Source organism: Lachnoanaerobaculum sp. ICM7, from assembly GCF_000287675.1.
GTDB lineage: Bacteria > Bacillota > Clostridia > Lachnospirales > Lachnospiraceae > Lachnoanaerobaculum.
Window position 1 is genome coordinate 70,063 of sequence record NZ_ALJL01000021.1, and the last position, 13,352, is coordinate 83,414.

The window sequence follows — 13,352 nt, forward strand, 5'->3', positions numbered from 1 at the left end:
AGATGTTACTCTAATCACCTCTTTACAGGATTCTTTTAAGTTTCATTTTACTTCAGCTTTTTTACAGTTTCAGCTTCAGATAATATTTTCATCTGCTCAATTGCAATAGAATTCAATTTTTCCAATCTGTCCGACTGTTTCATCCCTTCATTTATAAATACTGCATTTAGGTTTTCGAGATTAGAAAGGCAAACAAGTTGAGATATATCCGCATAATCTCTGATATTTCCCTTTAAATTTGGATTTTCATCTCTCCATTCCTTTGCAGTCATTCCAAACAAAGCCATATTCAAAATATCAGCCTCATTTGCATAAATAAAGTTGATTTTTTCCTTTGGCAGTTTTTCAGGTATAAGATTATTCTTTATAGCATCAGTATGAATCCTATAATTGATTTTTGCCAAATTTCTTTTTATATCCCAACCGAGCTTCTTTTGTTCTTCTTCTTTTAAGCGTTCAAATTCTTTTATTAAATACAGCTTAAAGTATGGGGATACCCAAGAAGCAAACTCAAAAGCAATATCTTTATGTGCGTAAGTTCCTCCGTATCTTCCTGCTTTTGCAACAATACCGATAGAATTGGTTTTTTCTACCCACTGTTTTACCGATAAAACAAAGCGATTCAGTCCGGCTTCATTTTTAATTCCCTCGAATTCGAGGGAATTAAAATCAGGATTATACATTTCCTCCCAAATACCTAAAAACTCTATTGTATTTTTATTTCTTAGCCACTTCTCGATTAAAGCTAAACCGTTTTCAATATTTCTTACCATATCAGTTAAAGAAATATAATCTTTATCATCTATGGCTATAATGCTGATTTCAGATCCTTCAACATTTATTTTAGACACAAAATCACCTCTCAATTCTTAAATAAATTATAACTATTATACCTTTTTCCCACTGCAACCATTATGTCGTCATACCTTATAATCTTCACTTACCTGCATCATTTTTTTCCTTCCCACTTCTGGACATTATGACCAGAAGTTATAAAAAAGCAGATACACAGTTTCTTTATATACCTTGTATTTTATTCTACACTACAATCAAAAGCAATAACAGCATTACCTTAAATAATATCCTTTTTACACCAGCCTCCTCCATACATATCGTGATTTACTTCCTGCTGATAAAAATGATTTATTGTAGTGGTTGCATTATAAAGTGCCGTAATCATATATGCCTTAATATTTGTGATTTTAGTGGCTGTATTCTTCATACATTCAATCACATATTCCAAATGACTGCCCTCCAGTTTCAAAAATCTTGATTTCACAAGCTCATATGGATATTCTTCTCCGGCTACCCTGATTGTTGGACGCCTCACACAGACTACCTCACATATTACTTGAAACAGTTCATCATAGAGTTCTTTTTCTCCATAACTATCATATTGCATGTGATGATTATAACTGATATTTTCTTTGATCAGTTCTATGCATTTCTGTACATCATCTATCACATCATTCTTCTCTGACCCGGATTGAATGATAGGATTGATATAACTCTCCTCAATATAGTTTAAATCAATTTTATTATATTTAGTATAATTAGGGTTCGATTCTCCAACTTCTTGAGTTTCGATTTCCGAACTTCCAAAGGTTTGATTTTCTGACTTCTTGAGGTCTGATTTTCCGACTTCCTGAAGTCCTGTTTTCTGACTTCTTGAAGTTTGATTTTCCGACTTCCTGAAGTCCGATTTTCCGACTTCAGTGATTTTATCAGTGTTTACTACCTCTTTTTTATCTACATTTCCCTCCGACGAAGCAAAATTCTTGACATATATAATATCCGGTTTGCCCAATCCTCTACGAACTTTCTCTACCAGACCAATTCCCTTGGTATTATCCAGCTCTGCAAGAACCTTAACAGCCTTTTCCTTTCCACATCCCAAATCTTCCATAATACTACTTATGGTATATATTATATATGCTCTATTATTATCATCGAACCATTTATTTTTTATAGATAAGGACATACGATCAAGCATAAGACCATATAAAAGTTTTGCATCACTTGATAATTTCTTAAATCGTTCATCCTTAATAAGCAAGCGAGGAACTCTATAGAATGAGAACTGCTCCGCTTCAATCCCATAATAATAATCCAGTTGTAATATTTCACTCATTCCCGGCTCCTCCTTTCTACTGATTGTTCTTCCAGTTATCCAATAACTGATAAATAATGTTCTCTATTTCTTTCCTGCTATATGTTACAGGGAAGTAACTGTTTATACGCTCTGCTTTTATAACAACCTTTCGTTCCACAGTTTTCTCTTTTTCAAGCAACATACGAACCATCGGAAATGTAAGCTCCCCTTTTTTATCGCTTTCCTTGAGCATGGCACTCTGCAAAGTTGAAATAATAATATTTGTTTCCTGTATTACAGCCAAAACCCATTGCTGTGCATCCTCTGATAAAAATGATAAATCAACTGCCTGCATTATACCTATTTTCTTTATATCCACCATATCAAGCAACTCATCCGCCAAGCGTGAAATCCATATGTATCTCTGAACAGTCTTTGCACTCTCTCCTGCCGCTTCTCCGAGTTCTCCAAGTGTAAATCCACCTGTTTTACTTCCCTGATGTTTCATTGCATCGTATTTCATTCTGTACGCTTTTGATTTCTCGCTTGGCAGAATATCTTCTCTTTGAATATTAGAATCTACCATGATAATTGTAGCTTCATCATCTGTATAATCACGAATAAACATCGGCATTGTAGAGAGTCCAACCATTTCACATGCATATTTTCTACGATGTCCGGCGATAATTTCGTAACCGCCGCCTTTCATCGGTCTTGCAATGCCCGGCATCAATACTCCATACTCTCTTATACTTTCAATCATTTCTTGCATCTTTTCATCATCCAATACCTTAAACGGATGTTCTTTGAACCCTTGAAGTTCTGTTAATGCAATTTCCTGTACTTGCTCTATTCCTGACTGTGTCTGCTCAATCCCGAATAAATCATCAAAGCTGTTAAGCTTTACCTTTGTGGCACTTCCTGTCTTATTCATTGCAAAGCACCTCCTTTGTCAATGACTGATATGCACTTGCCACTTTCCCATTCGGATCGTGCTTGTAGATGCTCACACCTTCCGCAGAAATTTCCGCTGCCCTTACCGACATTGGAATACTATTTTCAAATATATGAACTTTGCTACCATAATTTTCAATAAGCAGATTACTGATATCTTTTGCATAATTGGTACGGTTGTCAACCATTGTTAGCAAAATTCCCTCAATCTCAAGTTTCTGATTAATCTGACGCTTTACTTTCCCTATGGTTTTAATAAGTTGTTCCAAACCTTTTATCGGTAAATATGCCGCCTGTACAGGAATTAAAATACTATCTGCACAAGTAAAAACATTTATTGTAATCATTCCAAGGGATGGCATACAGTCAATCAAAATATAATCATAATTGTCTCTCTGCAACTCTATATAGGTTCTCAGTACTGTTTCTCTACTCATCACATTAATAAGTGAAGTTTCCAAACCTGAAAGTTCTATATTTCCGGGTATAAAATCAACTCCTTCATCATGGCTTAAAATTCCACAATCTGATCTTATTTCCTCATCATTAATAATGTTTCCCATTATAGTTGCAAGTGTAATTTCCAATCTATCCGGCTCCCTAATCCCAAGACTTGCCGTAAGGCTTCCTTGTGCATCTGCATCTATCAACAGAACCTTCTTTCCTTGCCTTGCCAGTCCAATTCCCAAGTTACTTGTTGTTGTGGTTTTTCCAACTCCACCTTTTTGATTTGCAATAGCTATAACTCTACACATGATATAATTCTCCTATTGTTCTACTATTTTAGTTGTCTTTTTTCAAATTTACTTTCTGCACTTGTGCATAAGCCCTGTAATATTTTCTTGTTCCCTTATTGCTATAAAGCTCTGATATCTCCAGAACTTCTATTTTATTATCACTGCTTAATATTTTTTGAAACCATGCAATATCACTCTTTGTTCCCATCAATCTGATTTTCAGCATTAGTTTGCACCTCCAATAAAGCTTATATCTCACAATTATAATTAGCGTAGTCAGGATAGCGAATCTGTATCGCTTGCCAAAAGAATGGTGCATAAGTACAACAAAACAAATCTTCTACTGTATACTTCATACACTCATCCATCTGTTCTTCCGGTTCTTTATAATCATCTACACTCGGTGTAGTGTTACAATAAAGGTTAAACGCCAGTCTCACTACCTTCATACTGCTACCGGTTTGCCACCCTTCACGCAAACACTCGGTCTTTATATCACCGGCCTTAAAATCATAAATACTGTTAATATTTCTTCTCGTATCAGGGCTGATACCCAGACAATAGCAAAGTGCCTTATGGTAGGCATCTTGTTCCCTTACTTCTTTTAGTTTTTCATAGTAGAATTTTTCATGTGCTTCATTGATAAATATAATTTCCCATTTATCTGTGTTTTTTGCCCTTAACGCTGTACTGTTCATATTGAACCTCCTTATAGATATAAAAAAGGGAACAAACACCTATAAAAAGTGCTTATTCCCAAACATTAAACAAGGGAAAGCAATAAATGCTTTCCCTTGCAGAACTTTATATATAGACTTTTACTTCAATATCTTTAAATCTGTTTGCCTTTGTGTACTCAGGATGTTCAGCCATAAATGCCTGCACATCCGCTCGCCTCACCGTTAAGCTGCAAAAATAAATATATTGCTGCCTAATTCCTCTTTTCCGCAATCGCTGCCTGTGCTGCTGCAAGTCTTGCAATCGGCACTCTGAATGGTGAACATGACACATAGTCAAGACCGATCTTGTGGCAGAACTCAACTGATGAAGGATCTCCACCGTGCTCTCCACAGATACCTACGTGGATCTCAGGTCTTGTCTGCTTTCCAAGCTCGATAGCCATCTTCATAAGCTTGCCTACACCAACCTGGTCAAGCTTAGCAAACGGATCGTTCTCGAAGATCTTTCTGTCATAGTAAGCATTGAGGAACTTACCTGCATCATCTCTTGAGAAACCGAATGTCATCTGTGTAAGGTCATTTGTACCGAAGCAGAAGAATTCAGCCTGCTTAGCGATCTCATCAGCTGTAAGACATGCTCTTGGGATCTCAATCATTGTACCAACTTCATACTTGATGTTTGAGCCTGCTGCCGCAATCTCCTCATCTGCTGTCTTAACAACGATATCCTTAACGTACTTAAGCTCCTTAGAGTCAGATGAAAGCGGAATCATGATTTCAGGCTTAAGGTTCCAATCAGGATGAGCCTTAGCTACATTGATAGCCGCTCTGATAACAGCCTTTGTCTGCATTACAGCAATCTCAGGGTATGTTACTGCAAGACGAAGTCCTCTGTGTCCCATCATTGGGTTGAACTCATGAAGTGAAGCGATGATAGCCTTAATCTGTGCTACGCTCTTGCCCTGAGTCTTTGCAAGCTTCTCAATCTCAGACTCCTCTGTAGGAACGAACTCATGAAGTGGCGGATCAAGGAATCTGATTGTAACAGGATTACCCTCAAGTGCCTCGTAAAGCTTCTCGAAATCTCCCTGCTGTACAGGTAAAATCTTATCAAGAGCTTTCTCTCTCTCTTCTACTGTATCTGAACAGATCATCTCTCTGAATGCGTCAATTCTATCGCCCTCAAAGAACATATGCTCTGTACGGCAAAGACCGATACCCTCTGCACCAAGCTCTCTTGCTTTTCTTGCATCCTCAGGTGTATCTGCATTTGTACGAACTTTAAGTCTTCTATACTTATCAGCCCATCCCATGATTCTTCCGAACTCACCTGCAATCTGAGCTTCCTGAGTTGGGATAGCACCGTCATAAACATTTCCTGTTGTACCGTCGAATGAGATAACATCTCCCTCGTGGAATGTCTTTCCGCCGAGCTCGAACTTCTTGTTCTCCTCATCCATAATGATCTCTGAAAGACCTGATACGCAACAAGTACCCATACCACGAGCAACAACGGCTGCGTGTGATGTCATACCGCCACGAACTGTAAGAATACCCTGTGAAGCCTTCATACCCTCGATATCCTCAGGTGATGTCTCAAGTCTTACAAGAACAACCTTCTTACCTGCTTCAGCCCATGCCTTAGCATCATCAGCTGTAAATACGATCTGTCCGCTTGCAGCACCCGGTGAAGCAGCAAGACCCTTACCGATAGGTGTAGCCTTCTTAACAGCCTCTGTATCAAATGTCGGGTGAAGAAGTGTATCAAGGTTTCTTGGCTCTATCATAGAAACAGCCTTAGCCTCATCAATCATTCCCTCATCTACAAGGTCACAAGCGATCTTAAGTGCAGCAAATGCTGTTCTCTTACCGTTTCTTGTCTGCAACATGTAAAGCTTTCTATCCTCGATAGTAAACTCCATATCCTGCATATCTCTGTAATGATCCTCAAGCTTATGGCAGATCTCAACGAACTCGTTATAAACGTCAGGCATTACTTCCTTCAACTGATCGATGTGCTGTGGTGTACGAACACCTGCAACAACGTCCTCACCCTGAGCGTTCATAAGGAACTCACCCATGAGCTTCTTCTCACCTGTAGCAGGATCTCTTGTAAATGCAACACCTGTACCTGATGTATCACCCATGTTACCGAATGCCATCATCTGTACGTTAACTGCCGTACCCCATGAATATGGAATATCATTGTCACGACGATATACATTTGCACGTGGGTTATCCCATGAACGGAATACGGCCTTAACGGCAGCCATAAGCTGTTCCTTCGGATCTGAAGGGAAATCCGAACCGATTTTTGACTTATACTCAGCCTTGAACTGATTTGCAAGTTCCTTCAAATCTTCAGCTGTAAGGTCAACGTCCTGTGTAACTCCCTTTTTCTCTTTCATCTGGTCGATAAGAACCTCAAAATACTTCTTACCGACTTCCATAACTACGTCTGAGAACATCTGGATAAATCTTCTGTAGCAGTCATAAGCCCATCTTGGGTTACCTGACTTTGCAGCTAGAACCTCTACAACCTCTTCGTTAAGACCGAGGTTAAGAATTGTATCCATCATACCCGGCATAGATGCTCTTGCACCTGAACGAACTGAAACTAAGAGTGGATTTTCCTTATCACCGAATTTCTTTCCTGTGATCTCTTCCATCTTAGTAATATTCTCCATGATTTGACCCATGATCTCATCATTTATCTTCTCGCCGTCCTCGTAGTACTGAGTACATGCCTCTGTTGTGATTGTGAATCCCTGAGGTACAGGTAAACCGAGATTTGTCATCTCTGCAAGGTTTGCACCCTTACCACCCAAAAGATTTCTCATTGTTGCGTTACCTTCTGTAAAAAGGTATACCCACTTATTTGCCATACGTAAAAACCTCCATATGTATTTTCCTGTATTTTCCGTCCACCATTATACCATATTCATATAATATAGCAAAGCATAAAAAAGAAAATTATTTACCTTTTACATTGATTTTTTGATATTTTCTTACTAAAAAGATGATAATGGTGATTTTTAACAAAATCTTGTATACAATATTCCGCCTGTTTTCGTCAAAATTTGTTTTTACAGTCATTAAATTCACAAAACCCACAGCAAAATAAAACTTTATAAAATTGTATTATATAAAAATCTTGCAAATATAAACTTTTGCATTATACTATTAGATGTAAAACAGTAAGAATAAGTTATTTAATAATATAGTAGCTTCGGCTGCTTTATCTATGCAAATGTATATGGAGGAATTATGCATCAGGAACAATGTATTAAGGACAATTTATATTATGTAGGTGGAAGTGACAGAAGGCAGAGACTTTTTGAGAATGCCTATCCTATTCCGAACGGAATGGCTTACAACTCATATGTTATATTGGATGAAAAAACTGTACTCTTTGACTCTGTTGACAGATCTGTAGAGGGAGTATTCTTTGAGAACTTAAAGGCAACACTTGGTGACAGACCCCTTGACTACGTAGTAATAACACATATGGAGCCTGATCATGCTGCTACTTTGGGCGACCTTTTAAATATGCACCCTGAAATGATGATAGTAGGTAATGCGAAGATCAAGACAATGATCGGTCAGTTCTTTGACTTTTCTTTGGATCACAGATTCCTGGAAGTAAAAGAAGGCGACACATTAAGCACAGGTGAGCATACATTTAGATTTTATTTTGCCCCTATGGTTCACTGGCCTGAGGTAATGATGGTGTATGATGAGAAATCAAAAGCACTCTTCTCTTCAGATGCTTTCGGTTGCTTCGGCGCACTCTCAGGAAATATATTCGCAGATGAATTAAATTACGAATGTGAGTGGTATCCTGAATCCAGAAGATATTATGCAAATATTGTAGGAAAGTTCGGATTACAGGTATTAAATATCTTAAAGAAGCTTGCCGATTTGGATATAGAGCTTATCTGTTCACTTCACGGTCCTATTTATAGAAGAAAAGAAGATATACTTGCATGTTTCAAAAAGTATCAGACCTGGGGTTCATACTCTCCTGAGGATGATGAGGTGGTTATCTTCTCAGGTTCCGTTTACGGACATACAGAAGAATTTTCAACATTACTTGCCACTCTGGTAGCACAAAGAGGTATCAGAAATACAAAGGTTCTTGATATATCATCAATTGATGTATCTTACCTCCTTTCAGAAGCTTTCAGAGCAAAGGTACTTGTATTTGCATCATCTTCTTACAATGGCGGACTTTTCACTCCTATGGAAAACTTCCTTATGGACTTGGTTGCACATAACTTCCAGAACAGAGATGTTTTCGTGGTTGAAAACGGTTCATGGGCTCTTACAGCAGGCAAGAGTATGCGTGAGATTATAGGTCAGTTAAAGAAGGTAAATATTGCCGAAGAAACAATCAGTATCAAATCTCTTCTTACAAAGGAGCAGTATGCTGATACGGTAGCAATGGCTGACAAGATCGTTGAATGCTTAAAGAAATAAAATGTTTTTATATGTATACCTGTATTTATGCGGGTATACATTTTTTATTGATTTTTTTATAACCCGGTAGTAAGCTTGTAACTTGATTTAATTTACAAGGAGTTTTTATGGTTTATAAAAAGATAAAAGCCGCTTTCTTTGCGGCATTTCCAAATACAATCCCTATTTTGGCCGGATTTTTATTCTTAGGTATTGCCTATGGCATATATATGAATCAATCCGGTTTTAAATTTTACTATCCGATGTTTATGAGTTTTATCATATTTGCAGGCTCTGTGGAGTTTGCTACCGTTTCGTGGTTGCTTGGGAGCTTTGATCCTGTAAATATCTTCTTCCTTACTCTTATGATAAATGCAAGGCATTTATTCTACGGGCTTTCGATGCTTGAAAAATATAATATTCCGGGATGGAAGAAACTTTATTTAATTTACGGCATGTGTGATGAGTCCTTCTCAATTAATGCCACGGTAGATGTTCCAAAAGAAATTGATAAGGGCTGGTTTATGTTCTTTGTAACCATGTTAAACCAGATATATTGGGTAGCAGGTGCTACTATAGGCGGAATATTCGGAAGCTTTATCCCCTTTGATACCAAAGGAATAGAATTTGTTATGACTGCACTCTTTGTGGTTATATTCCTTGAAAATTGGCTTAAAGAAAAGGATCACAGCGCCTCTGTTATCGGACTTTTTATTTCATTTATATGTCTTATAATTTTTAAGGGTACAAATTTTATCATTCCTTCAATGATTATAATACTTAGTGTACTTACATTACTTAGAGGGAGATTGGAAAAACATGAGTAAAATACAACAGCTTATAATAATATTGATAGTGGCATTTGCCACAATGATAACCAGATTTTTACCCTTTATAGTTTTTCCGGCAAACAAGGAAACTCCTTCATATATAAAGTATCTCGGCAAGGTTTTGCCGGCAGCGGTACTTGGACTTTTAGTGGTATATTCTCTTAAAGATGTATCAATATTTAATGAGTTCCATGCTTTGCCTGAAGCCATAATCATTGCGGTTATTGTAATATTACATTTTTGGAAAAGGCAGATGATACTTTCTATTTCAGCAGGTACAATACTTTATATGTTTCTTATACAATTTATTTTCAAATAAATTGCTTGCAATTATTTATTAATTAATATATCTTTATTATAGATTACGCATTTAAGGAGATTTATGAAAGAGATTGCAAAAAAGGTGAAAGCGGACAGTTTTATTCTTATGGCAAGCAGCAATGAGATGAGAAACAACTGTCTTCAAAATATTATAAATAATTTAAATAAAAACAGAGAACATATTCTCTTGGAAAATCAAAAGGATATTGAAAATGCAAAGGCTGAAAATATATCCTCTTCCATACTTTCAAGACTTTTGTTTGATGAACATAAGATGGATACTGTTATAGCAGGTATCAATGACCTTATAATGATGGAAGATCCTATAGGAAAGATTACATTAAAAAGAGAGCTTGATGCAGGACTTACACTTACCAGAACAACAACTCCGATAGGTGTTATAGGAGTTATCTTTGAGGCAAGACCTGATGCCCTTGTTCAGATTGCTTCTTTATGTATAAAGAGCGGAAATGCAGCCATACTTAAAGGCGGCAGTGAAGCAAAGCTTACAAACAGAGCACTTTTTGAAAGTATAAAAGAAGCCGTTTTAGAAGCCGGATTGCCTGAAAATATACTTATACAGCTTGAAGCCAGAAGTGATGTTGGCGAGTTACTTGGCTGCAGTGAATATGTGGACTTACTTATACCGAGAGGTTCAAACTCTTTTGTAAAATATATTATGGACAATACAAGTATTCCTGTTATGGGACATGCCGACGGTGTATGTCATACATATGTGGATGAGGACTTTGACCTTGAAAAATCTGTAAAAATTTTGATAGATGCAAAGACTCAATACCCTTCCGCATGTAATACTACAGAGACTTTGTTGGTTCATGAAAGGGCGGTTTCAAAGCTTTTACCGGAACTTAATAAAGCATTTGTGGCGGCAGGCATTAAGGTATATGCCGACAATGATGTTTTGTCATATTTTGATAATGCAAATCTTGCAAATGATGAGTCTTTCCATACGGAATATCTTGAAAAGACTATCAATGTAAAGTCTGTAAAGAGTATTGATGAAGCAATTGTTCATATAAATACATACGGCTCACATCATACAGATGCCATACTTACAAATATAGATGCCAATGCAGATTATTTTATGAGCAGGGTTGATTCTGCAAATGTATATAAGAACTGTTCCACAAGATTTGCCGACGGATTCAGATACGGTTTCGGAGCCGAGGTGGGTATCAGTACCGGAAAGCTTCATGCCAGAGGTCCTGTAGGTCTTGAAGGTCTTTGTACTTACAAATACAAGCTCTATGGAAACGGCGATATAGTTGCAGACTATGCAAACGGAAATAAAGAATTTCATTTTAGAGAATTATAAAAGGAAGGGTAATCCCCTTCCTCTTTTATACTTATCTTACCCATGCACCGTTTGCGCCGAGTCTGAATGAATCAACTGTTGTATTTGTAGCCATATATCCTGAGCCCGGATAGAAATAGTACCAGTTTCCGCTGATCTGTGTCCATCCCTCACACATAGCACCGTTGCTGTCAAGGTAGTAATACTTTCCGTCACTGCTGTGAAGCCATGTATTGCTGAGCATCTTACCTCTTGGAACCTCCGCATTCATATAATACCACTTACCGTTTGACTGCTGCCAACCTGTTGTCATATGTCCGTAGGAATTCATATAATAATACTCTCCTTCGACCTTCTGCCAACCTGTAAGCATTCTGCCTGCATCATCAAAAAGATACCATTTATCTGCTATATATTCCCATCCGTTTGTCTTAAGACTTCCGTCAGGGAATCTGAAATACCATGTATCTCCGGATTTATTCCAGCCTACTCCGCTTCCTACCTGAGTTGTTACATTGTTATTTCCTGTTGATACATTTGAAGCATCCAGATAGAATTCATCTGAAGTAATCCACTCGGAATGTCTTCCATAGTCCTTGTCTCCATGTGAAACAGTTCTGATTCTGAACTTATATGTACCCTTTTGAGTCATATCGTTTCTGAAATTATAATTGCTGCCCTTGTAGTTTTCAACTCTTGTGACCTGTGTACTTCCACGCAACAGTATAAGTTCATAGTATCCTGAAGTCTCAGAGGGTTCATCCCATTTGGCAATACCTATACCGCTGTCCTTCCACTCTACATCCTCAGGAGCTTCATAAGTTCCCTTTAACGGATTTAACTTGATATTTACTACCAAATCACCGTTTTTCTTGGATGAAGAAAGAAACTTTCCACCGTTCACAGATATGTTTGAAGATGAATATGTACCCTTAAATGAATAGTCACTGTTTGCTTCCAAAGTTATTTTCATCTTTACTTCATCACCTATGTTCAGGCTGCTTCTTCCGCTTGTAATCTCGGCATCCGCTATATTGAATCTGTCGGATGTGGTATATACATTTATATCTCCGCCTGAGCTACTTCCGTAGTTTATACTTAGATTATCTGTACGATCTCCTATGCTCAAATCCGAATTTACTTTTATCGTGACTGAGCTAATAGTTTTATTTGCAGCATAAGCAGGTTTTGATAAAAGTGAACATAATAAAATAGTTCCGAAAATAGCTATTTTTTTAGCTAACCTCATATATTCCTCCTTATATTTTTTATATCATATCATCCGATACAAATATATTTATAATATAAGTATATGTAATTTGAGTGTATATGTACAGTTAAAATTTTCTTACTTATTCATATCTTTTGACTCAAATTTTATTCAGAATATATTCAATCAAATGTTGCTTAAAATAAACTTCGAGTACAATATCTGATAAAAAGGTAAACAACTCAACATTTTCGTCTTTTTTGTCAAAACCATTTACTCTCTTTTTTGCATACTCAAGTCTTTTTTTCAAATCATCTACAATCTCGTTTTTTTTGTCATCCTCTATGTGAATCAACATATCATAGAGCTGCGAAAGGGACTCATCTCCCTTTCCGAAATCATTGTATATACTTAAGTCACAGAGCCTTTTAATATCCGCAAAGGAAAGTACATTCTTGTAAAAATATATAAGTATAAGAAGCATCACATGATTCTTGGTATATTTTTTCTTATCGGAAGGCGGCAAAAGCTTGTTCTTCGTATAATTATTGATCATGGTTTTTGTAAGAAGCTTATCATCCTCCTCTCGTTTGAAACTCTCAAGCTTCTCATCAATAAAACTTGTCATCTGATCCATATACAAAGAAATATCAGGAATATCTTCCGATTTTACAATATCCAAGCCCTCAAAATGCTTTATCATATCATTGATAATCTCTTTATTAGTTTTCATAACATCAGTATATAGTATTAAA

13 protein-coding genes are annotated in these 13,352 nt (G+C 36.9%); 4 read left to right on the plus strand and 9 right to left on the minus strand.

All coding sequences use genetic code 11. The annotated features are described in order from the left end of the window. Positions 1–47 precede the first annotated feature (47 nt). The 7 genes from HMPREF1140_RS05415 to ppdK form a co-directional block, all read right to left on the minus strand. Complete coding sequence (locus HMPREF1140_RS05415) at positions 48–851, minus strand: KilA-N domain-containing protein (RefSeq protein ID WP_009221108.1); 804 nt, start codon at positions 849–851, stop codon at positions 48–50. A gap of 221 nt (positions 852–1,072) precedes the next feature. Beyond that, the gene (locus tag HMPREF1140_RS05420) at positions 1,073–2,131 is read right to left on the minus strand and encodes a DUF6017 domain-containing protein (RefSeq protein WP_009662916.1); all 1,059 of its coding nucleotides are present in this window, start codon (positions 2,129–2,131) and stop codon (positions 1,073–1,075) included. Between the two features lie 16 nt (positions 2,132–2,147). After that, positions 2,148–3,026, minus strand: a complete 879-nt coding sequence (locus HMPREF1140_RS05425; RefSeq protein ID WP_009662845.1) for a ParB/RepB/Spo0J family partition protein — start codon at positions 3,024–3,026, stop codon at positions 2,148–2,150. Then, entirely contained in the window at positions 3,019–3,801 is a 783-nt protein-coding gene (locus HMPREF1140_RS05430; protein WP_009662898.1) for a ParA family protein, read from the minus strand. Before HMPREF1140_RS05430 ends, HMPREF1140_RS05425 begins: the two co-directional genes overlap by 8 nt. A gap of 28 nt (positions 3,802–3,829) precedes the next feature. Further along, positions 3,830–4,009 (minus strand): hypothetical protein, encoded by a 180-nt coding sequence (locus HMPREF1140_RS05435; protein ID WP_009662954.1) that lies wholly within the window; start codon positions 4,007–4,009, stop codon positions 3,830–3,832. 22 nt (positions 4,010–4,031) lie between these two features. Continuing rightward, positions 4,032–4,481: a DUF6075 family protein gene (locus HMPREF1140_RS05440; RefSeq protein WP_009662853.1), complete on the minus strand. Its 450-nt coding sequence runs from the start codon at positions 4,479–4,481 to the stop codon at positions 4,032–4,034. Positions 4,482–4,714: 233 nt separating this feature from the next. Beyond that, entirely contained in the window at positions 4,715–7,348 is a 2,634-nt protein-coding gene (ppdK, locus tag HMPREF1140_RS05445) for a pyruvate, phosphate dikinase (protein WP_009662925.1), read from the minus strand. A gap of 382 nt (positions 7,349–7,730) precedes the next feature. Here ppdK and HMPREF1140_RS05450 point away from each other — a divergent pair, with 382 nt between their 5' ends. The 4 genes from HMPREF1140_RS05450 (at position 7,731) to HMPREF1140_RS05465 (ending at position 11,408) form a co-directional block, all read left to right on the plus strand. After that, positions 7,731–8,942 carry an FprA family A-type flavoprotein gene (locus HMPREF1140_RS05450; RefSeq protein WP_009662843.1) on the plus strand — a complete coding sequence of 404 codons (1,212 nt, stop codon included), beginning with the start codon at positions 7,731–7,733 and terminating at the stop codon, positions 8,940–8,942. A 107-nt stretch (positions 8,943–9,049) separates the two neighbouring features. Then, positions 9,050–9,748 (plus strand): AzlC family ABC transporter permease, encoded by a 699-nt coding sequence (locus tag HMPREF1140_RS05455; protein WP_009662883.1) that lies wholly within the window; start codon positions 9,050–9,052, stop codon positions 9,746–9,748. Next, a complete protein-coding gene (locus HMPREF1140_RS05460; RefSeq protein WP_009662942.1) occupies positions 9,741–10,070 on the plus strand; it encodes a branched-chain amino acid transporter permease in 330 nt (109 codons plus the stop codon). The genes HMPREF1140_RS05455 and HMPREF1140_RS05460 overlap by 8 nt, the downstream gene beginning before the upstream one ends. A gap of 63 nt (positions 10,071–10,133) precedes the next feature. Continuing rightward, the gene (locus tag HMPREF1140_RS05465; protein ID WP_009662885.1) at positions 10,134–11,408 is read left to right on the plus strand and encodes a glutamate-5-semialdehyde dehydrogenase; all 1,275 of its coding nucleotides are present in this window, start codon (positions 10,134–10,136) and stop codon (positions 11,406–11,408) included. 31 nt (positions 11,409–11,439) lie between these two features. On the opposite strand, the gene HMPREF1140_RS05470 is transcribed toward HMPREF1140_RS05465, so the two are convergent. Together HMPREF1140_RS05470 and HMPREF1140_RS05475 are read right to left on the minus strand one after the other, a co-directional pair. Further along, positions 11,440–12,636: an N-acetylmuramoyl-L-alanine amidase family protein gene (locus HMPREF1140_RS05470; RefSeq protein WP_009662929.1), complete on the minus strand. Its 1,197-nt coding sequence runs from the start codon at positions 12,634–12,636 to the stop codon at positions 11,440–11,442. 121 nt (positions 12,637–12,757) lie between these two features. Then, positions 12,758–13,330 carry a DUF1836 domain-containing protein gene (locus HMPREF1140_RS05475; RefSeq protein ID WP_035619984.1) on the minus strand — a complete coding sequence of 191 codons (573 nt, stop codon included), beginning with the start codon at positions 13,328–13,330 and terminating at the stop codon, positions 12,758–12,760. Positions 13,331–13,352 lie beyond the last annotated feature (22 nt).